Genomic DNA, 25445 nt, shown 5'->3' on the forward strand with positions numbered 1-25445 from the left:
GCGGCTACCAGCGGTGCGCGATGTCCAGCACGATCCGGCTGTGCGTGCCGGGCCCGGCCAGCAGCGTGACCCGGAACGGCAGCCGGGCCCGCACGCCGACGGCGAAGGTCGTGTAACCCTCGAAGGAGCCGCCGAACACCACGTCGCGCAGCGTGTCGTAGCGCAGCACGTTGGCCACGCGGTCGCCGTCGCGGGCGTCGATCGTGGAGCCGTTGTTCGCGTCGTACGCGGGCGCCAACAGCGTCACCCAGAGATGCTCCTCCCCCGCCGTGTACGGGACGAGGTCGACGCCCTCGCCGTCGGTGGGCACCGTCGCGCTGTACCGCACCTGGTAGCCCTGCGCGGCGCCGTTGAACTCGAACACCACCCGGTCCCAGCACTCGTGCCGGCCGGTCTCCACGGTGAGCAGCGGTGCCGTGCTCAGCGATCCGGCCTTCTTCTCGGCGCTGCCCCAGGTGATGCCGCAGTAGGGCGCGGCGGCCAGGGCCGGCTCGGCCTGCGCGGCCTGCGCGGCGGCCGGCGCGGCGCCCTGCCCGGAGGTCGCCGCCGGGGTCCGGCCGCCGGTCGCCGGGTCGCCGCAGGCGGCGAGCGCGAGGCAGAGGGTCGCGACGAGGAACGTCCTGCCAACCGACATTCGCATGTCGCACCTCCAGGTGACGGAAATCAGGAAGCCGGTCACCGTAGACGCTAGGCCCGCACCACAAGACCTGTGCACCCGCTGCGAATTCGGCGATCTCGGTCCGGTGATACCGGCGCCGCCAAGCGTGCATCGGCCCGTGACACTGTGCAAGAGTGCGTTTTCGCGCAGTCGGGAGTTGGTGTGGGTCGATCGGGAAAAGGGTGGTGGTCGCACTCGCCGGCGGCGATCTTCGTCGCCACGGCACTGGCGTTGATCGGCAACCTCGCCACGGAGACGATCGATGTCGACGCGCCCTGGTGGGGCGGCCTGATGTGGAGCCTGGTCGGGGTGCTGTTCGTCGCGGCCGCGGTGGTCGAGGCCACCCGCCGCGGCGGCGAGGCCGTGACCGATCAGGACATCGAGGGCGCGGTGCGCGATCTGGAGCAGGAGCTGCTCGACGCGTACGCGGATCAGACGCTGCGGCACGGCGCCAGCCCGACGCAGATCGACGTGCGGTTCCGGCCGACCCGGGATCCCGGCGCCGACGACGAGACGGGCGGCTCCGACCAGGACCGCGGCTGGGACCGGTTCCTGCTGGGCGGCGACGTCAGCCAGATCGTGGAGGCCTTCCAGTCGCTGGCCCGCCGCCAGCTGATCGTGCTCGGCGAGCCCGGCGCGGGCAAGAGCGTGCTGGCGCTGCTGCTCTCCTGGCGGCTGCTGGAGAAGCGGACCTCGGGCGAGCCGGTGCCGGTGTTCCTGCCGATCTCCTCCTGGGACCCGACCGCCGAGACGGTCGACGAGTTCGTGGCGTCCCGGCTGCGGCTGGAGCACCCGCAGGTGTTCCGGGGCCGCGGCGCCGACCTGGCGCGCATGCTGATGACGCCGTTGCGCATCGACCGGACCCTGCCGCCGGTGCAGCACGTGCTGCCGGTGCTGGACGGCCTGGACGAGCTGCGGGCGGAGCACATCCCGGCGGCGATCCGCAAGCTGCACGAGTTCATGGCGGCCGGGCGCCCGCTGGTCGTGACGTGCCGCAGCCGCGAGTACACGCTGATCATGCGGGAGGAGCGCGGCGCGCTGGAGCAGGCGGCCGTGGTGGAGATCCTGCCGGTGGCGCTGGAGCAGGTGATCGCGTTCCTCGGCCGGCCCCGGGCGGACCGGGCCCGGTGGGAGCCGGTCTTCGCCCACCTCGAACGGGAGCCGGGCGGCGTGCTCGCCGCGACGCTGACCACGCCGCTGACGGTGACGATGACCCGCACCGCGTACCGCGAGACCGGCAGCGATCCGGCCGAGCTCACCCGCCTGAAGACCCGGACGGAGATCCGCGACCGGCTGATCGACCGGTACGTGGGCATCGCCTACGCCCCGGATCCGATGCTGGTGGCCCGCCGGACGGGCCGCCGGTACCGGCCGGAGCGGGCGGCGCGCTGGCTCGGCACGCTGGCCTTCCACTCCTACCAGCAGGGCACGCTGGACCTGGCCTGGCGCTCGCTGCCGCTCGCGCTGATGAACCCGCGGTCGGACCGCACCGCGTTCGTGTTGTCGTGCGGCGGGATCGCGGCCGTCGCCGCGCTCGGCTACGCGGCGGGCTCGGTGCGCGGCGCGATCGCCGGCGCCGTCGTGGCGTCGGCCGTCTCGCTGAACTGGGCGCCGTTGCAGGGCGACGAATACCCGATCGGCCGGTACTTCGCGCTGCCGGCGCTGGCGGCGGTGACCGGGCTCGCCACCGGCATCGCGGTCGGTGCGACCTGGACCGGCGCCCTGGTCGGCGCCCTCGCCGGCCTGGCCTACGCGGGTGCCACCGGGTGGCGGCCGCTGCGCCCGGCGGCACTGCGGGTCTGGCTGTGGTCGCTGCTGGGCGTCGGCGGCTTCGCGGCGGCCACGGTGTGGCGGGCGCCGGACCGCGTCGGCGCCTGGTCGGCGACGGCCGCGGTGATCATCGGCGGCGGCGCGCTGCTCAGCCTGCGCGGATGGCCCTGGGCCAGGGACCGGGCGAGCCACCTGCTGCTGGTCGCGCGCGGCTGGCTTCCGCTGCGCACGACGCGCTTCGCCCGGGACGCCTACGAACGCGGGGTCATGCGCCGCAGCGGGTCGGTGTGGCAGTTCCGGCACGCCTTGATCAACGAGCGGCTGGCCCGGCCGGCCCAGCGCAGGTCGCTCATCCAGCGCGCGGCGGCCGGCCGGCCGGCCGCGCAGCGGGAACTGGCCGACTCGGCGCCGGAGGTCGGCGACGTCGACGAGGTCGTGGCGCTGCTGCGCCGCCGGGTGGCCCGGCGCGACCGCGGCGCGACGGTGATCCTCGCCGACCTGCTGTACGGGCTCGGCGAGACGGCCGACGGGCTGGCCGTGCTCCGCCAGGGTGTCCGGCGCGGCCACGGGAACGCGATGACCGCGCTGGCCGACCGGCTCGACGAGCGCGGCGAGGAGGAGGAGCTCCGCGCGCTGGCCGAGCGGGGCCTGATCCGGGCCGTCGTCCGTCTCCGGGCGCGGCTGCTCAAGCGGGGCGACACCGCGGGAGCGGCCGAGCTGTTGCGTACCGCCGTGCGCAACGGCCCGCGAAGCGATGCGCTGCGGATCGCCGCGCTACCCGGCGAGGACGAGGATCCGGACACGACGGAGCTGGCCCGACGCCGGGCCGGGTGGTTCTGGTCCTGGCGGCATCGGCGCAACTACCCCGCGCCCCGGCCCACCGCTCGGGGGCCGTCGGAGCCGGACGATCTCCTCGAGGTCGATCGGCTGGCGCGGGAGCGGGACCTCGCCGGCCTGGCCCGGCTCGCGGACGCGGGAAGCCGGCGCGCACAGGAGCGGCTCGCCGAGTTGCTCGCCGACCTCGGTGACGCCGAGGCGCTGGCCGCCCGGGCCGCCCAGGGCGACACCTTCGCGAGGAGCGCCCTGATCCGGGTCCTCCGTGCGAACGGCGACGAGCCGGGCCTCATGCGCCTCGTCACGCACGAACGCAGCATCGATGCCGTCTTCGAGCTGCAGCAGCTGTACGTGGAGAGCGGCCGGCACGACGAGGCGATCGCGGTGCTCCGCCCGTTCGCGGCCCGCAGCCCCGAGGCCGCGTGCGCACTGGCGGGGCTGCTGACCGACCGCGGCAACCTCGATGAGGCGGTCGCGGTGCTCCGCCGGCACGCCCGCCGCGACGACGGTGCCGCGCAGCAACTGGCCGAGCTGCACCTGCGGCGCGGCGACCGGGCCCGGGCGATCGCGGTGCTGAGACGCCGGGGCCGGCGCAGCGGCTGGTGCGCGATCAAGCTCGCGGAGCTGCACACCGAACGCGACGAGATCCGCGAGGCGATCGAGGTGCTCGAGGAGTCCGCCGCGCGCGAGTCGTACGACGAGGTGGGCGGCGGCCCGGCCGGCCGGCACCTCTTCGAGTTCCTCCGCCGCCGCACGGATGTGGCGCGCCTGCGCACCTGGGCCGCCCGGGACGAACGGGCGGTCCCCCAGCTGCTCGGGCTGCTCACCGACCTCGGCGACATCGACGGGGCGATCGCCTTCCTGCGGCCGCGCGTCGACCTACGCCAGGGCGCGGACAACCGGCGCCGACTCGCCGCGCTGCTGCGCCGGCGGGGTGACCTGGACGAGCTGCGCCGGCGTGCGCAGCGCGGCGACGCGTTCGCCGGCCTCCGGTTCGCCGAACTGGCGTACGAGCTGGGGCAGCCGGACACGGCGGCCGCCATGCTCACCGGCTACGTCGAGAAGTCGCCCACCTGGGGACCGAACGATCCGGCCCGGCGTTCGCTGGCCGGCCTGCTCCGGCGCCAGGGCCACGCCGACCTGCTGCTGCGGATGGCCGGCGCCACCGTGTACCACGACTTCACCGGCGTGGTCGCGACGGCGTCGGCGGCGCTGATCGACGGCAGGCGCGACGCCGCGATCGAGCTGCTGTGGCGGCACATCGACAAGTACGACTTCGGCCCGTACCGGTTCCGCCAGCGACAGGGCGACGACACGGAGATCGACGAGGTGGCGGAGGACCTGCTCCGCTGAGGGTGCGGGTCAGCGCCGGTTCGCGAGGGCGGCCCGGCGCAGCAGGTGCTCGCGCTCGGCGACGCCGGTGGCCAGGCGGGCGGCCTCCGCGTACGCCGTCGCGGCCGCCGGCAGGTCGCCGCCGAGCTCGTGCAGGTGGCCGCGGACGGCGTGCCACCGGTGCCGACCGCCCAGCACCTCGCGCAGCCGGTCGGTCTCGCGCAGCCCGGCGGCGGCGCCGAGGACGTGGCCGACCGCGACCGCACGCCCCAGCACCGCGGCCGGGTTCTGCCGCACCGGGTCGTCGTCGAGGGCGACGAGGTCGTCGTACCAGGAGAGGATCTGCGGCCAGTCGGTCTCCGCGGCGCTCGCCGCGTCGTCGTGCAGGGCCGCGATCGCGGCCTCGATCTGGTAGCGGCCGGGGCGCCGCACCGCCAGCGCCGACTGCAGGACCCGCACGCCCTCGGCGATCTCGCGGGTGTCCCACAGGCCGCGGTCCTGCCGGTCGAGGGTCACGATGCGGCCCTGCGCGTCGAGCCGCGCCGGCAGGCGGGCGTGGTTGAGCAGCATCAGCGCGAGCAGCCCGCGCGCCTCCGGCTCCTCGGTGGCCAGCGTCAGCCGGCGGGCCAGCCGGATCGCCTCGCCCGCCAGGTCCACCCGGCCCGCGTGGCCGGCCGTATAGATCAGGTAGAGCACCCGCAGCACGACGGCGAGGTCGCCGGGCTGGTCCAGGCGGCGCCCGTGCAGGGCGCGCTTGGCCCGGCTGATCCGCTGCGCCATCGTCGCCTCCGGGACGTAGAAGGCGTCGGCGATCTCCCGGGTGGTCAGGCCGCCGACGGCGCGCAGGGTCAGCGCCACCTGGGAGGCGGGCGGGAGGTCGGGGTGGCAGCAGCAGAAGAGCAGGAACAGGGTGTCGTCGCCGGCCTCGGTCGCGGCAGGCCGCGGCTCGGCGTAGGTCGCCTCCTCGCGGTGGTGGCGGGCCGCCTCGCTGCGGCGGGCGTCGACGAGCCGCCGGGTCGCGGTGGTCACCAGCCACGCGCGCGGGTCGCGCGGCGGGTGCCCGGGCCACGCCCGCAGCGCGTCCAGCAGCGCCTCCTGCAGCGCGTCCTCGGCGGCGTCGAAATCCTCACCCCGCCGGACCAGGGTCGCGAGCACCCGGGGGACGAGGGCGCGCAGGGCGCCCTCGTCCAGCCGTTGCGCCGGGTCGTCGGTCACGCCGGGTCGGTCGCCGAGGACGACAGGGTCATGACCTCCCGGACGTCGATCCACTCGTACAGCGGCTTGCCGCCCGGGCCGGGCTCGGAGGAGACGTAGGCCGCCAGCTCGAGCGCGCGCTCGCGGGACTCGACGTCGATCATGTACCAGCCGGCCACGAGATCGCTGGTCTCGGGATGCGGCCCGTCGGTGGTGACCGGCGCGCTGCCCGGGCCGTCGTAGCGCACCCAGGTCTGCTCCGGCGTGAGCGCCTGCGCGTCGACGTACTCGCCGTTCTTCTCGAGCAGCTCGCCGACGTGCCGGAGGAAGGCCATGTGCGCCTCGATGTCCTCGGGGTCCCACTGGTCCATCGGGGGCACGGGCCGGTGCGGCTCCGGGGCGCCACGGTAGTGCTTGAGAAGCAGGTACTTCGGCATGGTGATCTCCTGGCGTCGTGTGCCGCGTCCGCCGCGGCCTCACCTGATGAGCGGAGCCGGCCGGCCGCTCTCGACATGAAATCACCGATCCGGTGCGAAAAACTTGCGCAGGGGCCGCCCGTGCCCGGGCGGCCCCTGGCGTCGTCACCCGATCCAGTCACCCTGCGCGGTCTGCGCGGGCGCCGGGGCGGCCACCGCCGACCGCGCCGCCGCCGCGGCGGTGCGCGGCGGAATCGACGAGGTGTCGTACGCGAACGTGGCGACCGCCGTGGCGACGGCGTCGGCGTTCTTGTCGATGGCGAACGTGTTGACGTTGCCGAACAGGTGGTACACCCGGCGGAGCTGGGCGTAGACCGCGGCGTCGGCGCCGTTGCGCTCGGGGGTCAGGCTGTCGCAGGGGTCGTGGTAGCACGGGTCGTACGCCTGGCCCGCGATGCCGCCCCAGAGCGCGACGTCCGCCTCGGTCTTCTCGACCTCCGCGCCGGTGAACAGGCCGCCGGCCGGGATGCCGGTGGCGATGAACGGCCCGTAGTCGGAGCGGCCGGTGAAGTCGGACGCCGCGGTGGCCTGGCGCTGGGACGCGAAGTAGGCCTGCAGGACCGCCTCGATCTGCGCCGAGCCGGCCGGGCCGGGGCCCGCGCCCTCGTTCGCCGAGTTGTCGCCGTCGTACACGCCGAACGTGTAGTTGGGCGAGCCGATCATGTCGAAGTTCAGGTACAGGGCGATCTTGGCGTGGTCCTCGGCGCTGAGCCCGTTCACGTAGAACGTCGAGCCGACCAGGTTGGCCTCCTCGGCGCCCCACCACGCGAAGCGCACCTTGTTCTTGGTCTTGAAGTTGCGCATCTGCAGCGCGACCTCGAGGATGCCGGCGCTGCCGGAGCCGTTGTCGTTGATGCCCGCCGTGTCCGGCTCGGAGTCCAGGTGCGCGCCGACCACGACCACCTCGTTCGGGTCGCCGTGCCGCGACTCGGCGATGACGTTCTCGGTGTTGCGCACCTCGGCGATGGTCTCGGTCGTGATGGTCACGTTCAGCCCCGGCGTGCCGGCGAACGCGACGCCCCGCGGGTACGAGATCGAGACGGCCGGGATGCCGACCGGGGTGCCCAGCGTGCCGAGGAAGAGATCCTGGCGGTCCGCTCCGGTCGTGTTGCCCTGGTTCATCAGGATGGCGCCGACGGCGCCGGCCGCCTCGGCGTTCGCCACCTTCTGGCCGAACGGGCAGGTGCCGCGCTGCAGCAGCGCGATGGCGCCGGCCACGCCGACGAAGTCGGCCGCCTCGCAGCCCGAGGTGCTGGTGTTCGGGGTGGTCAGCTGGAGGTCGACGGGCACGACCGCGCCGGTCGCGGTGCCGTCGCCGGAGCAGGTCATGACGTCGTAGTCCACCTGGTCCACATAGGTGGTCGGCGTCGGCGCGTTCTGCGCGAAGGACGAGCCGGTGTCCTCGCAGAAGTTGAACTGGAACGGTTGGCGGGTGACGCGGTAACCCGCCAGGCGCATCAGCGTCGCCACGTAGTCCGCGCTGGCGTCGTAGCCCGGCAGCCCGGATCCCCGGTTGCCGCCGTTGCGCGACGCGATCACCTGCAAGGCGGTGAGATGGCGCAGCACGCCGCCCAGGGTGACGGCCTTGGTGAGCTGCTTGACTCCGTTGCCGCTGGACGTCGCCTGCGCCGGTCCGGCGACGACGAACGCCCCCAGCAGGACCGCCGCGGCGGCGATGCCGCCCAGGCGGCGGCGTAACGAGCGAGACACCACGATGTGTTCTCCCCTCCGGGAACGATGGTTTCCGACATTCAGCAACCTAGATTCGTCACCGACGGTGCGTAAGGGGTCACACGGTTGCCACTGCCGTCCGAATCGGACTTGCGCGGCGACCGACCGTCTGGTCTGCCGCAACTCCTGCCGTACGGCTCAGATCCCGCTAAATCCGTAGATCATCCGTAGCGGATGAGTCCCCGCCCGGGGCGTCGGCGACGGGTACGCGCCGTTCATCCGGCCCGGACGATGACCGGGTCGGGCGCCGAGGAGACGATGGCGGGACGGCACGGCGTGGGAGGGAGCAGAGCGTGAGCAGCCTTACGGCGCTGGCCGGGCCGATCCTGGCGGAGCCCGCGCAGCTGCTCCCGGCCCGCCAGCAGATGGCGTTCACCCTGATGTTCCACATCATCTTCGTGCCGATCGGGGTCGCGCTGCCGGCCCTGATGCTGATCGCCGAGTACAAGGGGCTGCGCCGCGGTGACGAGGTCGCGTCGCGGCTGGCCCGGCGCTGGTCGCACGTCGCCGCCCTCACGTTCGCCGTCGGCGCGGCGTCCGGCACCGTGCTGTCGTTCGAGATGGGCCTGCTCTGGCCCGGCCTGACCGGCCGGTTCGGCGAGGTGTTCGGCATACCGTTCGCGATGGAGGGCGTCGCGTTCTTCCTGGAAGCGATCCTGATGGCGGTGTACATCTACGGGTGGCGGCGGCTGAGCCCCCGCGCGCACTTCCTGCTCGGGCTGCCGATACCGTTCGTCGCGCTGGCCGGGACGTTCTCCATCATCTCGGCGAACGCGTGGATGAACACGCCGTCCGGCTTCACCGTCGCCGCGGACGGCACGATCACCGACATCGACCCGGGCGCGGCCATCTTCACCGACGCGCTGCCGTACGAGCTGGCGCACTTCGTGCCGGCGGCGTACATGGCCGCCGGCTTCACCGTCGCGTCCGTCTACGTCGTCGGCTGGCTGCGCGGCCGCCGCGACCGGTACCACCGGCTGGGCATCCTGATCCCGCTGACGGTCGCGGCGATCGCGACCCCGCTGCAGCTCGTCTCCGGCGACCTGGCCGCCGCCGGCGTGCTGGCGGACCAGCCGGCGAAGTTCGCCGCCATGGAGGTGGTGACCGAGCCGGGCACCCACCAGCCGGAGATCCTGTTCGGCCGCTACGACAGCGCTACCAACACGGTGGCGGGCGGCGTCCGGATTCCCGGGCTCGACTCGTGGCTGGCCGGCGGCAGTACGGACACCGCGGTGCCCGGGCTGTCGCAGTTCCCCGCCGACGAGCGGCCCTCCAACGTCAACATCGTGCACTGGGCGTTCGACGTGATGGTGGGCATCGGCACGCTGCTGTTCCTGCTGGTGGTGTGGTTCGCGGTCGCCTACTGGCGGCGACGCGACGTGCCACAGTCCCGGCCCTTCCTGTACGCCGCGGCCGGCGCGGGCGTGCTGACCTACGTCGCGATCGAGGCCGGCTGGATCGTGACCGAGGTCGGCCGCCAGCCCTGGGTGGTCTACGGCCACCTGCGGACCGAGGACGCGGTGACCCGGGCCGACGGGGTCTGGGTGAGCTTCACGGTCATCGTGCTGCTCTACACGGTCGTCGGCGCCGCGACCGTCGCCGCGCTGCGCGCCATGTCGCGCCGCTGGCGCCGCGACGACGAGACGCCGGACGACGCCGTACCGTACGGGCCGCGGCCCGCCGTCCCGCGATGAGCACCGCCGACGCCGTCGCGGTCATCATCGTCCTCGCGATGACCCTGTACGCCTGCTCGGGCCTGGCCGACTTCGGTGCCGGGCTGTGGGACCTGGCGGCCGGCGGCCGGGCGGCCGGGCGGCAGCGCCGGGCGTTGATCGACGCCGCGGTCACCCCGGTGTGGGAGGTCAACCACATGTGGCTGATCTTCATGCTGATCCTGTGCTGGACCGCGTTCGGCACCGCGTTCGCGGCGATCATGACGGCGCTGTTCGTGCCGCTCACGCTGGCCGCCGTGGGGATCGTGCTGCGCGGTGCCGGCTTCGCGGTGCGCAAGGACGCCGCCCGCTCCGGCGCGCGGCACCTGGCCGGATGGCTGTTCGGGGCCGGGGCGCTGATCACCCCGTTCTGCCTGGGGTACACGCTGGGCACCCTGATGACCGGCGGGGTGGCGCCGGGCGGCACGGGCCCGGCCCCGGTGACGGCCACCGCGGTCCTGACCGGCCTGCTCGCGGTCGCCACCGGCGCGTTCGTCGCCGCCGGCTACCTGACGGCCGAGGCCGGCCGCCGGGGGCTGCCGGTCCTCGCCGACTGGTTCCGGGTAAGGGCGCGCATCGCCGGCGGCGCCGGCCTGCTGGCGGGGGTCGCCGCGCTCACGGCGCTCCGCTTCGACCAGCGGCGGATGTTCGACCTGCTGGTCGGGCGCGGGTGGCCGCTGCTGGCGCTCGGTGTGCTGGCGCTCGGCGCCACGTTCTGGCTTGCGGCGCCGGGCCGGCGGCGGGGCCTGCGCCCGGCCGCGGTGACCGGCGTCGCCGCGCTGGTCTGCGCCTGGGCGGTGGCGCAGTACCCGTACCTGCTGCCGTTCGGCCTGACCATCGAGCAGGGCGCCGGCGCACCCGCCACGATGCGCTGGGTCCTGGTGTGGTTCGCCGTCGCGGTGCTGCTGGTCGGGCCCGCCCTGGTCCTGGCGTACACCCTCGACCAGCGCGACCGCCTGGCCGAGGAGAGCTGACCGCTACGGCGTACGGCTGAGCCACTGCTGGTTGGTGCCCGTGCCGCAGGCGTACTGGATGAGCCGGACGCCGTCGGCCGTGCCGCCGCTGATGACGTCGAGGCATCGGCCGCTGTGGCGGGCCACGAAACGCTGGTAGCCGCCGCCGGCGTCCTGCGCCTGCCACTGCTGGTTGGTGCCCGACCCGCAGGCGTACTGCACGACGCGGGCGTTGTCGGCGGTGGACCCGCCCGCCACGTCCAGGCACTTGCCGCTGTGCCGGGCCTCCAGCCGCAGGTAGCCGTTGCCGAGGTCGACGCGCCGCCACTGCTGGTTGAGCCCGGCGCCGCAGGCGTACTGGATGATCTCGGCCTGGTCGGTGGTCGCCGCGCCGACCACGTCCACGCACTTGCCGGAGTGGCGCGCCACCAGGTTGACGTAGGTGCCGGGCGGGCCGGTCACCGTGCCGGCCGCCGCGTCGACGACCAGCGACGGGTAGTAGTCCAGCGCCAGGGTGGTGTTGCTCGGGAAGCGCAGCGGCAGCCAGACGTAGCGGGAGTCGTTCACCGTGCCGCCCAGCGAGTTGCCCCACCGGTCGCCCAGGTACAGGTAGGAGGTGGCCGACGTGCCTGCGATCGGCAGCACGTACGCCGTCTGCGACCCGTATCCGGTCGCGTCGCCGGCGTCGCGCCAGGCGCTCCAGGTGCCGGTGATGGAGGTGGCCGACGAGTACTTCTGCTGGTTGGGGCTCCAGCCGGTGGCGCCGGAGGTCAGCATGAAGTACACGCCGTTGCGCTTGAACAGCGCCGGCGCCTCCCGGACGTCGCCGGGCCAGCTGCGCACCAGGGCGGCGACGCCGGTGTAGTCGGCGGTCAGCCGGTAGACGTTCAGGTCGCGGTTCTCGTTGGCCGACGAGACCATGTAGCCGGTGCCGTCGTCGTCGACGAACGCGGTGATGTCGCGCGACATGTGCGTGCCCAGCGGCCGGAAGCTGCCCCGGTAGGAGTACGCGCCGTCCACCGTCGACGACACCGCCACCGCGGCCCGGGCCTGGCCGTAGTCGGTCGCGGTCTCCTTGTGCATCCACATGACGAACTGGCCGGTGGCGGCGTTGTAGATCACCTTGGGCCGCTCGATGTTGGCGGAGTTCAGCTCGGCGGCGGACGCGCTGGTGAGCACGTGGTTGCGGAACTCCCAGGTACGCAGGTCGGCGGAGCGGTACGCGGAGACGTACCGGAACGTGTTGTCGGCGTTGCGGTTCTCGCCGAACCAGTAGTAATAGGCGCCGACCTTGATCACGCCGCCGCCGTGCGCGTGCACGACGGCGCCCGTGGTGTCGGTGAACTGGGTCGCGTTGGTGATCGTCACGGCGGCCGCGCGGACGGGTCCGCCGGTGACGGCGAGCACCGTCGCGCTCGTCGCGAGCGCGGCGACAAGGGCCCTGAACAACGTGGCAAACATAGTTACATGAATCTATGTGACCGTTAACACTCTGTCAACGGCCGACCGCGGCCAGCAGGGCGCGCACCGCCGCGGCGTCGGCGAGGTCCAGCGCCCGCGTCGCGGCACGGGCGGCGGCGTCGAGGCCGGTGGCGCGGACGGCCTCCTTGACGCCCGGCACCGACCGCGGCGCCACGCTCAGCTCCCGTACGCCGAGCCCGGCCAGCAGCGGCACCGCCGCCTCGTCACCGGCCAGCTCGCCGCAGACCGCGACGGCGACCCGGCCACCGGCGCCCCGGCACACCGCGTCGATCAGCCGGAGCACGCCCGGGTCCGCGCCGTCGCCGAGGCCGGCCAGGGCGGCGTTGCCGCGCTCGGCCGCCAGCGCGTACTGGGCCAGGTCGTTGGTGCCGATGCTGACGAAGTCGACGTGCGGCGCGAACGCGGCGGTCTTCAGCGCGGCCGCCGGCACCTCCATCATCATCCCGACCCGCAGGCCGGCGGGGGCGCCGCCGCCGCAACGGGCGACGGCCTCGTCGAGCATCCGGCGCGCGCGCAGCAGCTCGTCCACGGTGCTGACCATCGGGAACATGACGCTGACCGGCGCCTCGTGCGCCAGCCGGACGATCGCCAGCAGCTGTTCGCGCAGCAGCGCCGGGTACGCGAGCGAGTGCCGGATGCCGCGCACGCCGAGGTACGGGTTCTCCTCGGCGGCCGCCGGGGCGTACCGCAGCGGCTTGTCGCCGCCGACGTCGAGCGTGCGGACGGTGATCCGCCGCCCGCCGAGCGCGTCCGCGATCTCGGTGTAGGCGGCCAGCTGCTCCCCCGCGTCCGGCGCCGCGTCGCGGCTCAGGAACAGGAACTCGGTGCGCACCAGCCCCGCCAGGTCGGCGCCGTGCCCGGCGGCGGCGCGCGCGTCGGCCGCCGATCCCACGTTCGCGCCGACGGCGACGGTCACGCCGTCGCGGGTGACAGCCGGCGCCGCCGCGCGGGCCCGTGCCCGTTCGCGGCGCGCCACCTGGTCGGCGGCCCGCTCCCGGTACGCCGCCAGCACCGGATCGGGCGGCGCCACGACGACCTCGCCGCTGCCGCCGTCCAGGGCGACGGGTGTGCCGGCGGGTACCTCCAGCACCGCCGCGCCCAGGCCGACGACCGCCGGCACGCCGCGGGCCCGGGCGAGGATCGCGGCGTGCGAGGTCGGGCCGCCGAACGCGAGCAGCACGCCCGCCACCCGCGCGGTGTCGAGGCCGGCCGCCTCCGCCGGGGTGAGATCGGGGGCGATCAGCACGCCGGAGCCCGCCGGCGCCGTCGCGGCGGCACCGAGCAGGGCCCGCAGCACCTGCGCCGCCACCGCGCGGACGTCGGCCTCCCGGGCCCGCAGGTACTCCTGCGGCAGCGCGCCGAACTCGGCGGCGATCCGGCCGGTCGCCGCCGACCAGGCATGCGGGGCGCTCGCGCCGGCGTCGATCCGGGCGCGCACGTCGGCGAGCAGGTCGGCGTCGTCGAGCAGCAGCAGGTGGGCGTCGAAGATCGCCGCGTGGGCCTCGCCGGCGTCGCGGGCGGTGCCGTCGCGGACCCGGTGCAGGTCCCGCCGCACCGCCGCGAGGGCGTCCTCGATCCGGCGCCACTCCGCCGCCGCGCCCTGCGACGCCTCGTCGGGTACGCGGGGCGCGTCCGCGCGGGGGTGCCAGGCGGGACCGATGCCGATGCCCGGCGACGCCGGGCGTCCGAGCTGGACGAGCCCGGCCGCCGCCGCGTCGAAACGACCCCCGGCGGCCTCCTCCTCGCCGGCGTCGGCCGGTTCGGCGGGCTCCTCGCCGAACGCGCGGGCGGCGAGCGCCACGATCCCCTCGACCGCCTCCCGCGCCCGCGCGCCCGAGGCGCGCACCTCGAGCTCGTGCCCGCGCAGCGCGCCGAGGGTGGCGACCCGGGAGAGGCTGGACGCGGGCACCCACGGCGATCCGGTGCCGCGGTTGCGCAGCTCGACGTCGGCGTCGTACCGGCGGACCTCGGCGACCAGCCGCGCGGCCGGGCGCGCGTGCAGGCCGTGCGCGTTGGTCACGGTGAACGTGGCGGACGGCCCGGGCGGGGCGCCGGCACCGTCCGCCGGTGCCCCGCCCGCGGCCGGCGGCGCGCCGAGCTGGGACTGCTTGCCCGCCAGCCCCGCGATGGCCTCGTCACAGACCTCCCGGCGGCCGGCGCCCCCGGCCGCGGTGACGACCGCGGCGACCAGGCCCTCGACCAGCGGGGCCGGGCAGAGCACCACCCGCTCGCGCAGGTCGTCGGCGACCAGCTCGAGCGCGAGCTCGGCGGAGAGCACCGCGCTGCCGAGGTCCATCAGGACGACCACGCCGTCGCCGCGGTCGGCGGCGGCGACCGCGTCCGCGATGGCGACCGCGTCGGTGCCGAACGTGGTCTCGTCGAGGCCGGCGGCGACCTCGACCGGGACCGGCCGGTCGCGCACCATCTCCGCCGCGAGGGCCACCGCGGCGCGGGCCAGCGCGCGGCTGTGGCAGACCACCACGAGGCCGACCACCGGCATCAGGCCCCGTCGGCCAGCGCGGTCGCGGCGGCGGTCAGCAGCAGCGTCACCGACGTCGCGCCCGGGTCCTGGTGCCCCGCGCTGCGCTCGCCGAGGTAGCTGGCGCGGCCCTTGCGGGCGACCATCGGGATCGTCGCGGCCGTGCCCTCCTCGGCCGCCCGGACCGCGGCCTTCAGCGCCTCCGCGAGGCCGCGCCCGGCGGCGACCGCGGCGTCCAGCGCGTCCACCGCGGGAGCGAGCGCGTCGTACATCGTCTTGTCGCCGGCCTCGGCCTTGCCGCGCGCGACCACCCCGTCGAGGGCCGCGCGCAGCACCCGGGCGCAGTCACCCGCGTCCAGGGTGCCGGCGTCGCCCGCCGCGGCGGACATCCGCAGGAACGCGGTGCCGTAGAGCGGGCCGCTGGCGCCGCCGACGGTGCTGATCAGCGTCATCCCGGTCCGCTTGAGCAGCATCGCGGGGGTGCCGGGCGCCTCGCCGTCGAGCGCCTTGAGCACGGCGGTCATGCCGCGGTCCAGGTTGGCGCCGTGGTCGGCGTCCCCGATCGCGGAGTCGAGCTCCGTGAGCAGGTCCCGGTTGGCCGCGACCAGCCGGGCGAACTCCCTGATCCAGGCCGTGAGGCCCGGGGTTCCCACCGTGTCGGTCATCGCGGGCGGATCACCACCGCAGCGCCGGGGTACGCACCGGCGCGTCCCACAGCCGCAGGATCTCGTCGTCGGCCTTGACCAGGGTGACCGAGCAGCCGGCCATGTCGAGGCTGGTGATGTAGTTGCCGACCAGCGTGCGGGCGACGCCGACACCGGCCTTGGCGAGGATCGTCGCGACCTCGTGGTACATCACGTACAGCTCGATCATCGGGGTGGCGCCCATGCCGTTGACGAAGGCGATCACCCCGGAGCCGCCGGTGAAGTCGAGGTCGCCGAGGATCGGGGTCACCAGCATCTCGGCGACCTCGGCGGCCGACGCCGTCGGCACGCGGCGGCGGCCGGGCTCGCCGTGGATCCCGATGCCGATCTCCATCTGGCCGTCCGGCAGCTCGAACGTAGGCTTGCCGGCGGCCGGGACCGTGCAGGAGGTGAGCGCCATGCCCATGCTGCGGCCGTTCGCGTTGACCGCGCGGGCGACGTCGGTGACCTCCGCCAGCGACCTGCCCTGCTCCGCCGCGGCGCCGGCGATCTTCTCGACCAGCACGGTCACCCCGACACCGCGGCGCCCGGCGGTGTAGAGGCTGTCCTGCACCGCCACGTCGTCGTCGGTCACCACGGAGGCGACGGCGACCTTGGTCTCGGCCGCGGCGAGCTCGGCCGCCATCTCGAAGTTCATGACGTCGCCGGTGTAGTTCTTGACGATGTGCAGCACCCCGGCGCCGCCGTCGACGGCCTTGGTCGCGGCGAGCATCTGGTCCGGCACCGGCGAGGTGAAGATCTCGCCGGCGCAGGCGGCGTCCAGCATGCCGGGGCCGACGAACCCGGCGTGCAGGGGCTCGTGCCCGGAACCGCCGCCCGAGATCAGGCCGACCTTGCCCCGGACCGGGGCGTCGGCGCGGTAGACGATGCGTTGCTCGTGGTCGACGCGCAGGTCCGGGTGGGCGTCGGCGACGCCGCGGAGCGCGTCGGAGACCACGTTCGCCGGGTCGTTGATCAGCTTGTTCATCGGTGGCTCCTCGCTGTATGACGGAGGGACGGCCTGCCACTCCACAAGCTACGCCCGACCACCGGGGAACGTCGCCGCCTCGGCAAGGCGACCACCCGGGCGGTCAGGCGCCGCGCAGCGGCCGGACGCTGTCCAGCACCACCGCGAGCTTCTGCAGGTTGGCCGTCCACGCCGACCGCGGGGTGTGCCATTCGACGAGGTAGGTGCCGCCGTCGACGGCCACGACCTGCTTGAGGGCGCGCGCCGGTCCGGTGCGGCCACGGAACAGGTACTCCCAGACGGCGCCGGAGCCGCGGGGCAGCGCCTCGATCCGGACCCGCCGGTATCCCGCGGGCGCCGCCTGCTGCTCCCGGTCGATCAGCGCCGCGACGAGATTCCCGTCGCCGGGCTCCCAGCGGCTGATCCGCAGGCCCGCCCGCCCGTCGGGCGCCGTGAAGACCCGGGCGCCCGGCGTGTCCCGGCCGTGCTTCCAGCCGCTCGGCACGGCCACCGAGTAGCCGCTCGGGTCGTCCCACCACTTGTAGCCGCGGGGCAGGACGAAGGGCGACGGCGGCGGGGCCGGCAGCTGCGCCGGCGCGGCCCGGGCCGGCCGGGCCTCGGCGCCGCCGTCGGCCGGCGGGCGGCGCACGACCGTGCCGGCCAGCCCGGCCAGCACGAGGGTGGCGCACACCGCGGCGACCACCGCCGGCGATCCGCGCAACCGCGCCCTGGTCCGGGCCGGTGTGCCGGCGACGCCGCGCGCCACCAGGCCCGGCCCCGGGCGCCGGGCGGCCGGGACCGGCACCACCGTCGGCGCGACGCCGGCCAGCACGCTGAGCCGGTCCTCGGCCTCGGCCGTCGTCATCCGGGCGCCGGGATCGCGCCGCAGCAGTCCGTCGAGGACGCCCGCGAGGGGCCCGGCCAGGTGGCACCGGTCCGGCGGGCTGCCGGCCAGCGCGCGCATGGTGGCCTCCGGCGTCTCGCGGACGTACGGCGGCCGGCCCTCCACCGCGTGGTAGAGCGTCGCGCCGAGCGACCAGAGGTCGGCCTGCGCGGTGGCGACGCCGTCGAAGAGCCGCTCCGGCGAGACGTAGTTCGGCGAGCCGAGGATCATGCCGCGGCGGGCCAGCGCGGCGATGCCCTCGCCGGTGACGGCCGGGCCGAAGTCGGTGAGCACCACGCGAGCGTCGTCGGCGATCAGCACGTTGCCCGGCTTGACGTCGAGGTGCAGCACGCCGACCCGGTGCGCCGCGGCCAGGCCGGCCAGCAGCGCCAACCCGATGCCGGCGACCCGCCGCACCGGCAACGGACCGGATTCCTTGATCACCTGTAGCAGCGAGCGCGACGGCACGTATTCCATGACGATCCACGACTCGTCCGCGCCGGGCAGCACGTCGTAGATCTGGATCACGTTGGGGTGGCTGACCCGGCCGGCCGCCCGCGCCTCGATCGGCATCCAGCTGCGCAGCAGTTCCCGCTCGTCCGGCGCGAGGCCGTCCGGCGCAGCGCACTGCTTGATCGCGACGTCCCGGTGCAGCATCTCGTCGACGGCGAGCCAGACCCGCCCCAGGCCGCCGGAGCCGAGCGGGCGCACGATCAGGTAGCGCCCGGCGACGCGTTGTGCCTCATCCGGCATTCCGTCACCCCACGTGTCCGGATAGGTCGGTGCTGCCCGCTGCACCCTGACCGTACTGCTCGCGGCGGCGGGATTCACGCCCGCGCGAACAGGTATCCGGTGCAATTGACGCAGACCCAGCAGGTGTCGGAAATCCGACCGCGAACCCGGCCCGTCCGGCGGGTGGCACAGCGCCGTTCCGGTGCGGAAACCCGGCCGCGCGGACCGCCATGAGCAGCGCGACGACGGACTCGACCACCCTGGATGCCGGGCGTAGAGTCAGGCCCCGGACGCCACCGCCGGCGGTCACGCGCCGGTCACTCCTGATGAGACGCCGGGCGATGAAGTACATGCGGATACGGGGAAATGGTCGGCACGGGCGACGGTTCGCGATCCTGTGCCTCGCTCTGATCGTCACGCTGCCGACGTGGCCGGCGACCGCCGTGTCGCCGCGGCCGGCGCCCGCCGGCCACGATCATGCCGCCGCGCTCGCCGTGGCGCCCTCGGCGGGCGAGCGGGCGCTGCGGCTGCAGGCACTGCTCGGTCAGCACTCGGTGCTGGCCGCGGAGTTCATGCGCGGCCGGATCCGCGGCGACGAGAACTTCGCGCAGTCCGCGAACGCCGCGCTCGGCCGCAACACCGACGCGATGGCTCAGCTCCTCGGCGAGCTGCTCGGCGCCGCGACGGCGAAGCGGTTCGCGGAGCTCTGGCAGGAGCACGTCGTCGAGCTGTTCACCTACGCGGGCGGCCTGGCCGATCAGGACGACGCCGTACTCGCCGAGGCGCGCGAGGAGCTGATCGAGTACGAGGAGGACCTGGCGGGGTTCTTCGTCGGCGCCTCGCACGGGCGCCTGACCACCCGGGCGGCCGGCGGCGCCATGCGGATGCACGTCGACCACCTCCTGGACCAGGCCGACGCCTACGCGGCGCGCGACTACCCGGCGTCGAACCGGCTGTACCGGGAGTCCTACCGGCACACCTACGAGCTGGGCGGGGTCCTTGCCGCCGCGCTGCTGTCGGCGAAGGACGCGGGCGCGCTGCGCGCGCCGATCTGGCGCCTGCGCTCCCAGCTCGGCAAGCTGCTCGCCGAGCACGTCGTGCTGGTGGAGGACGTGACCCGGGCGGCCGTCACCGGCAGCCCGGACTTCACCGCCGCGGGGCAGATGCTCAACGGCAACACCCGCGACCTCGCGACCGCGATGGACAGCCTGTTCGGCGCGGCGGCGGCCCGCGAGTTCCAGTCGCTGTGGGCGCACCACGTCGACCAGGTGGTGGCCTACGCGGCCGCGACCGCGGCACGGGACTCCGCCCGCCGGGAACAGGCCCGGGCGAGTCTGCACGCGCTCGAGGGCCGGCTGGCCGCGTTCCTGGAGGGCGCGACGGGCAAGCGGCTGCGCTCGACGAGCCTCACGGACGCGCTGCTGGCACACGACCAGATGCTCCTGCGGCACGCCGAGGCCTTCGCCGCCAAGGAGTACGGCACCGCGCACGAGATGGCGTTCGAGACCTACGACCACATGTACGAGCTGGCCCGGCTGCTGTCCGCCGCGTTCGGCGCCACCGTGGCGGCCCGCCTGCCGGTTGGCGGCGTCGCGACCGGCGACGGCGGCATGGCCGGCGTGGTCGCGAGACGCTGAGATGCCCGCCCGCGCCGCCCTGCTGGTGGCCCTCGCGGTGCTGCTGACGACCGGCCTGGCCCGCTCCGGCCCGCCGGGCCCGGGACCGTCCGCCCCCGGCGCGCCGGCTTCCGGAGCGCCGGGCGGAACGGCCTCCGAGGCGCCGGGTGGACCGGCGGACACGTTCCGGTCGGTGCGCACCTACCCGGCCGTCGCGGAGCCGGTCCGGCTCCGGATACCCGCGCTCGGCGTCGACAGCGACCTGCAGCGCCTCGATCGGCTCGCCGACGGCACCGTCGCGGTGCCCGGGCGGGCGGACCGTGCCGGCTGGTTCGCCCAGGGCCCCCGCCCGGGTCAGCCCGGACCGGCGGTGGTCCTCGGCCACGTCGACTCCCGGACCGGGCCGGGCGTCTTCTTCGGCCTGGCCCGGATCCGGCCCGGCGCGGTGGTGCACGTCGACCGGGCCGACGCCAGCACCATCGAGTTCCGGGTCACCGAGGTGTCGCGGGTGCCGAAGTCCCGCTTCCCGACCGACCTGGTCTACGGGCCGACCCTCGAGCCGACGCTGCGGCTGGTGACCTGCGGCGGCGGCTTCGACGAATCACGGAGGAGCTACCGGGACAATGTCATCGTCTTCGCGACCCCGGCCTGACCGGCGCGCGGCGCGGGTGCCGGCGGCCCTGCTGCTGACGATGCTCGTCGTCCTGTGCAACGGCCCGCTCCCGGCCGCCGCGGCGGTCCCGTTGCCCGTCATCGCCGTGCTCCCGGGCGCCGAGCGGACCTGCCTGGTCGTCGACCTGAGCGCCGGGCCCGCCGCCAGGACCGCGACGGTCACCGTCGACGGAGCGCCGCGGCGGGCCGAGCTGACGCCGGTGATCTCCGACGGCCTGTCGGTCGCGCTCGTCGTCGACGCGTCCGGCGCGGGCGCGGCCGCCCTGCCCGCGTGGCTCAGCGCCGCCGCCCGCTTCGTCCTCGAGGTCCCGCCCGGCGCGCACGCCTCGGCGATCGCCGACACGTCGCCGCCGGCCCTGCTCGCCCCGCCCGGGCGCGGTCCGGCCGGCGTCGTCGCGGCGCTGAGCAGGGTGCGGGCGGGCGGGAAGCGCAGCACCTCGTCGGCGTTGACGCTGGCGCTGCGGCAGTTCCCGGGCGCCGCGACCGGTCCGCGCGTCGTCGTGGTCTACACCGGCTCCGCCGACGCGGGCGGGGAGAGCGCGGCGGCCCTCGGCGCCCGGCTGGTGCGGGCGGAGACGATCCTGGTCGTGGTCGGCACCGCCGGCGACGGCACGTACTGGGCCGACGCCGCCCGGGCCACGGGCGGGTTCTTCGCGCCGGCCGGCACGCCGGTGGTGGTGCCGGCCCTCGACCAGGTGGAGACCACGCTGCGGGGCCGCCATCTGGTGCGGTTCGACACCCCCCGCAAGCGGCCCGCCAAGGTGGAGGTCCGGATCGACACCGGCGGACTCAGCCTGACCGGCGGCGCCGTCGTACCCGCGGATCCTCCCGCGGATCCTCCCGAGAACCCGCCGGCGACAGCGCCCGCCGCCCGATGGTGGCCGATCGCCGGTTTCGTGGCGCTCCTGGCCGTCGCCCTGATCGTGTCGTACCGGTCCCGGCGCCGCCGGCCCGGCCCGCCGCCCGCCGCCGTCGAGGCCGGGCCGGTCGCCGGGGAGCCGGTACGGGCCGTGGGCATGTCCCCGGCCGCCAAGGGCCGCGCCCCGGTGCCCCGGGGGCCCGCATCCACCCGCCAGGAGCCGCCGGAGATCACGCCGTGAGCGCGCGCACCGCGCGCCGGATTGACGCCCGGGGCGGCGGCACACGAGGCTGGGGACACCGAGCCGAGAGGAGCACGCCATGCCACAGCCGGAGGGCGCCGAGCTGGACGCCGTACGCGAGCGACGGGCGGCACTGCGCGAGGCGTACCTGCGCGCGCCGGCCGACCGGCCGGCGACCACCGGGCGGGGCATCCACCACGCCGCGCTGATCTGCCGCGACGTGGAGGCCACCATCCGCTTCTACCAGGACGTGATCGGATTCCCGCTGGTGGAGCTCGTGGAGAACCGCGACTACGCCGGCTCGAGCCACTTCTTCTTCGACGTCGGCAACCGCACCCTGCTCGGCTTCTTCGACTTCCCCGGCCACGACCACCCGGACTTCCAGGAGACGATCGGTGGGGTGCAGCACATCGCGCTGTCGGTGAGCGCGGAGCAGTTCGCCGCCGCGAAGGAGCGCTTCGACGCCGCCGGGATCAAGTACCTCGGCCCGGACCGGGGCGTCGAGGACAGCCTCTACGTCCGCGACCCCAACGGCGTGGGCATCGAGCTGTACCGCGAGGAGCTGGGCGTCTTCGAGGGCGAGACCCTGGTCACCGGGTCCTGACCGCCCGGTTCATCGACAAATGCGCAAACGCTAATTTCGCTCAACGGGTTTCCTTGACCCACCTCGTCACCGCATGCTGATCGAGGGGCCACGATGAGTGAAGAATTCCTGCCAAGGCATGTACGGACCGAGATCGACAGTCCGATCCGGGAGTCTCGCCTGCTGGGCGTGGGGGAACTGGCCCAGATCGTGACCAGCTCCGACCTCGCCATGGCGGCCGCCGCCCAGCTCGCGCTGCGGCGCCTCGCCGAGGACGACAGCCGCGCCGTCGCCGCCGCCGCCGCGACGGTGCTCGGGCGCACGGCGGTCCGCCTCAACCCCGACCGCGTCGACTTCGGCGAGGTGGCGGCCGGCACGCCGCACCTGGTCGCCGACGTCATCGTCGAGGGCCCGCCGCTCGCCTTCGCCACCGCGACCGTCACCGCCGCCGGCCCCGGCCTGCGCGCCGCGCTGACGGGTCGCCACCTGCGCATCCTGTGGCAGCCCCGCTCGGACTGGCTGGACGGCTCGATCACCGTGCACGGCTCGGCCGGCTGGGCCGAGGTGCGCGTCACCGGCCAGGTCGCGCAGTCGGAGCCCGCGTTCCAGGCCGCCCTCGAGGCACAGCTGCAGGCGGAGGCGGGCGTCGGCGGCGGGAACGCGGCGCGGGTGACCGTGCTCCCCCCGCCGCCGGTGCGCCGGCGCGCCGGCGCCGCGGTGGTCATCGCGGGGCTGACCACCCTCGCCCTGCTCGGCGGCGCGGGCGTCGCGATGGCGCTGACCAACGGCCAACGGCGCGAGCTGCCGACGGTGGCCGCGCCCGCCACCACCCCGGTCACGGCGGTGCCCGCGCCGCTGACCGGGGCGGTCGACGGCCGGGGCACGGCCGCACCCGCGCCGACCGCCCTGGCGCGGGTGCCGCTCGCGCTGCGCGCGGCGAGCACCAGCCGGCCGACCGCGGTCGCCACCATCCGGGTGGGCAACGAGCCGGAGGGCGTCGCGATCTCCCCGGACGGCCGGACCGTGTACGTGGCGAACCAGAGCTCCCGGGTCCTGTCCGTCGTGGACGCCGCCACCCGGCGGATGACCACCGTGACCCTGCGCCACACGCCCCGGTTCGTCACCACCTCCCGCGACGGCAAGCTCGTCTTCGTGTCGATGTACGAGAAGGACATGACCGGCAGCGGCGTGGCCGTGGTGGACGCCGTCAAGCGCCGGGTGGTGCGGTACATCGCCACCGGCGTGCAGCCGTTCACCCTGGCCGTCTGCCCGGAGGACCGGCTCTGGGTGCCGATTCACGGCAAGGGCCGGGTGGAGATCTACGCCACCGCCGACCAGCGCCCGGACGGCCAGGTGACCGTGCCGCCCAACCCGCACGCGGTGGCCTTCTCGGCGAGCCAGCGGCGGGCGTTCACCGCCAACCACGAGTCGAACGCGGTCGCGATCATCGACATGCGCACCGACCGGGTGCTCAAGTCGGTTCCGGTGAGCCGCTCGCCGCACAGCGTCGCCGTCTCGCCCGACGGCGGCACCGTGCTGGTCGCGGGCTACGACGCGAACACCGCGGACCTGATCGACGCGAAGACGATGCGGCGCACGGGACCGTTCAAGGTCGGCAAGCAGCCGCAGAGCGTCGCCTTCTCCGGCGACGGCCGGCACGCGTACGTGGTCAACGAGGGCGACAACACGGTGTCCGTGCTGAACGGACGCACCGGCGCGGTGACGGCGACGGTCAAGGTCGGCCGCAGCCCGCGAACGGTCGCGGTCTCCCCCGACGGCCGCCTGGCGTACGTGACCAACGGCGGCGACGACACCATCTCGGTGCTGCGGGTCGGCGAATGAGCCGCCGCCGGAGCGGGGTCGCGGCGGGCCGCGAGCCCACCTATCATCGGATTGTGATCGGTCGATCAGCGAAGCGTAACGACGGTCGGTGAGGGCAGATGACCGCCGCGGGTTCGATCGCGCTGGCGATCACCGTGTTCGGCGCCTTCTGCTACGCGACCGCGGCGATCCTGCAGGCCGTCGCCGCCCGGCGCACCACGAGCACGATGAAGGCCATGAGCCACCCGTACTACCTGGCGGGCATCGGCTTCGACATGATGGCCTGGATCGGCTCGATCATCGCCCTGCGTGAGCTGGCGGTCTACGTCGTCGAGTCGATTCTGGCCGGCTCGCTGGCGGTGACCGTGGTGGCCGCGCGGTTCATCCTGAAGTCCCGGATGCGCGGGCGGGACGTCGCCGCCGTGGTGGCCTCCCTCGCCGCGCTGACGGTGCTGGCCCTGTCCGCCGGCGGGCAGCACGACGTGGTGGCGACCACCGGGCTGCGGGTGGCGTTCTGCGCCGCCGCGGTCGGCGCGGCGCTGATCGGCTGGGGCGCGACCCGGATCGGCTCGGCGGGGCTCTGCGCGGCCGTCGGCGGGCTGTGCCTGGGCGGCGCGGCGCTGACCGGCCGCGCCCTGCCCGCCGCGCCGATGGACATCGTGACCGATCCGCTGCTGGCGGCCCTGCTGATGTTCGCCGTGACCGGCATGATGATGTACGCGCACGCGCTGGGCATCGGCCAGGTCGGCCCGGTGACGGCGGTGCACTGGACCGCCGAGGTGGTCGCGCCCTCCGCCGTCGCGCTGCTCTTCCTCGGCGACGCCATCCGCCCCGGCTGGCAGATCCCGGCCCTGGTCGCCGGGGTGGTCACCGTCGGGGCGGCCGTCCTGCTGGCCACCGCCCCGGCGACCAGCGCGACCCACGAGCCGCAGGCCGCACCGCAGCCCATGCCCGAACTGCCGGTTGCACCGGCGCCGGCGACCGCCGCACCGGCCCCGGCTGTCCCGCGGCGCGGCCGCGAGCGGGTGATCTGGTGGGGCCCGCCGCCGATCTGGATACCCGCGGCCCGGACCCCCGCGGCCCTGGCGGCGCCGCCGGTCCGCGAGCTCGGCTGGAGCCCGCACAGCACGCAGCCGGCCTGGGCGCAGCCGCGGCGGCCCGACGCCGACCGGGACGAGGTCCCGGTGCCCGAGCTCGTGATGCCGCGCCGGCCGGCGCCCGATGCGGCCGCCGCCCCGCCACAGGTGCCCGCACCGCGGTCGCCCTGGCACGACCTCTGACGGGACGGGCCGCACCGATCGCGATGCGGCCCGTGAGTCTGCCCGGAATCAGGACTTGGTCTGGCCGCTGCAGTACCAGACGCCGTTGATGACGCCGTCCTGGAAGCGGGCCTCACACACGCGCACGTCGAGGTTCTCCGTGACGTCGTAGTTGCATGTCTTGATCTCGGAGCCGCCGGTGCCGGTCGTGGTGGTGTCGATGCAATCGTCGCGCAGGTCCCGCCAGACCCTGCCGTCGCAGGTGACGTTGGCGCAGGCCAGGTGCTGGATCTTGGCGTGCACCGAGTGGTCGTCGGCGGACCTGTCGTAGACGGTCAGTTGATCACCGTAGGTGAAGAACATCGAGAAGCCCCAGCTCTTGTCGACGCTCACGTCGGGCCCGCTCGCGGAGGCTGAACCCGCCGCCCCGACGACCATGATCGCGCTCGCCGCCAAGGCGACCCCGGCCTGTACCCATCTCATGCGCTTCATCAGCGTCCCTTCGTAC

19 protein-coding genes are annotated in these 25445 nt (G+C 74.9%); 9 read left to right on the forward strand and 10 right to left on the reverse strand.

Going from position 1 to position 25445, the window contains the following annotated elements; translation table 11 throughout:
- Nucleotides 1–4: 4 nt before the first annotated feature.
- Nucleotides 5–640, reverse strand: coding sequence for a hypothetical protein (locus ACIBSW_RS38065; protein WP_354730426.1), 636 nt, complete (start codon nt 638–640; stop codon nt 5–7).
- Between the two features lie 180 nt (nt 641–820).
- Here ACIBSW_RS38065 and ACIBSW_RS38070 point away from each other — a divergent pair, with 180 nt between their 5' ends.
- Complete coding sequence (locus ACIBSW_RS38070) at nt 821–4615, forward strand: hypothetical protein (protein ID WP_354730424.1); 3795 nt, start codon at nt 821–823, stop codon at nt 4613–4615.
- A gap of 9 nt (nt 4616–4624) precedes the next feature.
- Here ACIBSW_RS38070 and ACIBSW_RS38075 read toward each other — a convergent pair whose 3' ends face one another.
- The 3 genes from ACIBSW_RS38075 to ACIBSW_RS38085 form a co-directional block, all read right to left on the reverse strand.
- On the reverse strand, nt 4625–5785 hold the full coding sequence (locus ACIBSW_RS38075) for a sigma-70 family RNA polymerase sigma factor (RefSeq protein WP_354730434.1): 1161 nt from the start codon (nt 5783–5785) through the stop codon (nt 4625–4627).
- A 20-nt stretch (nt 5786–5805) separates the two neighbouring features.
- Nucleotides 5806–6225, reverse strand: a complete 420-nt coding sequence (locus ACIBSW_RS38080; protein WP_354730422.1) for a YciI family protein — start codon at nt 6223–6225, stop codon at nt 5806–5808.
- Nucleotides 6226–6369: 144 nt separating this feature from the next.
- The gene (locus tag ACIBSW_RS38085) at nt 6370–7977 is read right to left on the reverse strand and encodes a M28 family peptidase (protein ID WP_404799586.1); all 1608 of its coding nucleotides are present in this window, start codon (nt 7975–7977) and stop codon (nt 6370–6372) included.
- Nucleotides 7978–8288: 311 nt separating this feature from the next.
- On the opposite strand from ACIBSW_RS38085, the gene ACIBSW_RS38090 reads away from it, so the two are divergent.
- Together ACIBSW_RS38090 and ACIBSW_RS38095 are read left to right on the forward strand one after the other, a co-directional pair.
- Nucleotides 8289–9689 (forward strand): cytochrome ubiquinol oxidase subunit I, encoded by a 1401-nt coding sequence (locus ACIBSW_RS38090; protein ID WP_354725113.1) that lies wholly within the window; start codon nt 8289–8291, stop codon nt 9687–9689.
- Nucleotides 9686–10681, forward strand: a complete 996-nt coding sequence (locus ACIBSW_RS38095) for a cytochrome d ubiquinol oxidase subunit II (protein ID WP_354725111.1) — start codon at nt 9686–9688, stop codon at nt 10679–10681. Before ACIBSW_RS38090 ends, ACIBSW_RS38095 begins: the two co-directional genes overlap by 4 nt.
- A 3-nt stretch (nt 10682–10684) precedes the next feature.
- Here ACIBSW_RS38095 and ACIBSW_RS38100 read toward each other — a convergent pair whose 3' ends face one another.
- The 5 genes from ACIBSW_RS38100 to ACIBSW_RS38120 form a co-directional block, all read right to left on the reverse strand.
- On the reverse strand, nt 10685–12109 hold the full coding sequence (locus tag ACIBSW_RS38100; RefSeq protein ID WP_354725109.1) for an RICIN domain-containing protein: 1425 nt from the start codon (nt 12107–12109) through the stop codon (nt 10685–10687).
- 46 nt (nt 12110–12155) lie between these two features.
- Nucleotides 12156–14642 (reverse strand): phosphoenolpyruvate--protein phosphotransferase, encoded by a 2487-nt coding sequence (ptsP, locus tag ACIBSW_RS38105; RefSeq protein ID WP_354725107.1) that lies wholly within the window; start codon nt 14640–14642, stop codon nt 12156–12158.
- Nucleotides 14642–15286 (reverse strand): dihydroxyacetone kinase subunit DhaL, encoded by a 645-nt coding sequence (dhaL, locus tag ACIBSW_RS38110; RefSeq protein WP_354725105.1) that lies wholly within the window; start codon nt 15284–15286, stop codon nt 14642–14644. The genes ptsP and dhaL overlap by 1 nt, the downstream gene beginning before the upstream one ends.
- 10 nt (nt 15287–15296) lie before the next feature.
- Nucleotides 15297–16292, reverse strand: coding sequence for a dihydroxyacetone kinase subunit DhaK (dhaK, locus tag ACIBSW_RS38115; protein WP_354725103.1), 996 nt, complete (start codon nt 16290–16292; stop codon nt 15297–15299).
- Nucleotides 16293–16395: 103 nt separating this feature from the next.
- Nucleotides 16396–17907, reverse strand: coding sequence for a serine/threonine-protein kinase (locus ACIBSW_RS38120; RefSeq protein ID WP_354725101.1), 1512 nt, complete (start codon nt 17905–17907; stop codon nt 16396–16398).
- A 305-nt stretch (nt 17908–18212) separates the two neighbouring features.
- Between ACIBSW_RS38120 and ACIBSW_RS38125 the strand changes: the two genes are divergently transcribed.
- The 6 genes from ACIBSW_RS38125 to ACIBSW_RS38150 all read left to right on the forward strand — a co-directional run bounded on the left by ACIBSW_RS38125 (nt 18213) and on the right by ACIBSW_RS38150 (nt 24958).
- Complete coding sequence (locus ACIBSW_RS38125) at nt 18213–19523, forward strand: hypothetical protein (RefSeq protein ID WP_354725099.1); 1311 nt, start codon at nt 18213–18215, stop codon at nt 19521–19523.
- 1 nt (nt 19524) lies between these two features.
- Nucleotides 19525–20154, forward strand: coding sequence for a class F sortase (locus tag ACIBSW_RS38130; RefSeq protein WP_354725097.1), 630 nt, complete (start codon nt 19525–19527; stop codon nt 20152–20154).
- Nucleotides 20126–21274, forward strand: a complete 1149-nt coding sequence (locus ACIBSW_RS38135) for a hypothetical protein (protein ID WP_354725095.1) — start codon at nt 20126–20128, stop codon at nt 21272–21274. The genes ACIBSW_RS38130 and ACIBSW_RS38135 overlap by 29 nt, the downstream gene beginning before the upstream one ends.
- Before the next feature lie 79 nt (nt 21275–21353).
- Nucleotides 21354–21878 (forward strand): VOC family protein, encoded by a 525-nt coding sequence (locus ACIBSW_RS38140; RefSeq protein WP_354725093.1) that lies wholly within the window; start codon nt 21354–21356, stop codon nt 21876–21878.
- 93 nt (nt 21879–21971) lie between these two features.
- The gene (locus tag ACIBSW_RS38145; protein WP_354725091.1) at nt 21972–23699 is read left to right on the forward strand and encodes a YncE family protein; all 1728 of its coding nucleotides are present in this window, start codon (nt 21972–21974) and stop codon (nt 23697–23699) included.
- A 98-nt stretch (nt 23700–23797) separates the two neighbouring features.
- A complete protein-coding gene (locus ACIBSW_RS38150) occupies nt 23798–24958 on the forward strand; it encodes a hypothetical protein (RefSeq protein ID WP_354725089.1) in 1161 nt (386 codons plus the stop codon).
- Between the two features lie 48 nt (nt 24959–25006).
- Here ACIBSW_RS38150 and ACIBSW_RS38155 read toward each other — a convergent pair whose 3' ends face one another.
- A complete protein-coding gene (locus tag ACIBSW_RS38155; RefSeq protein WP_354725087.1) occupies nt 25007–25429 on the reverse strand; it encodes a hypothetical protein in 423 nt (140 codons plus the stop codon).
- Between the last annotated feature and the right edge of the window lie 16 nt (nt 25430–25445).

It is taken from the genome of Actinoplanes sp. NPDC049668 (assembly GCF_044465445.1).
Classification (GTDB): Bacteria; Actinomycetota; Actinomycetes; order Mycobacteriales; family Micromonosporaceae; genus Actinoplanes.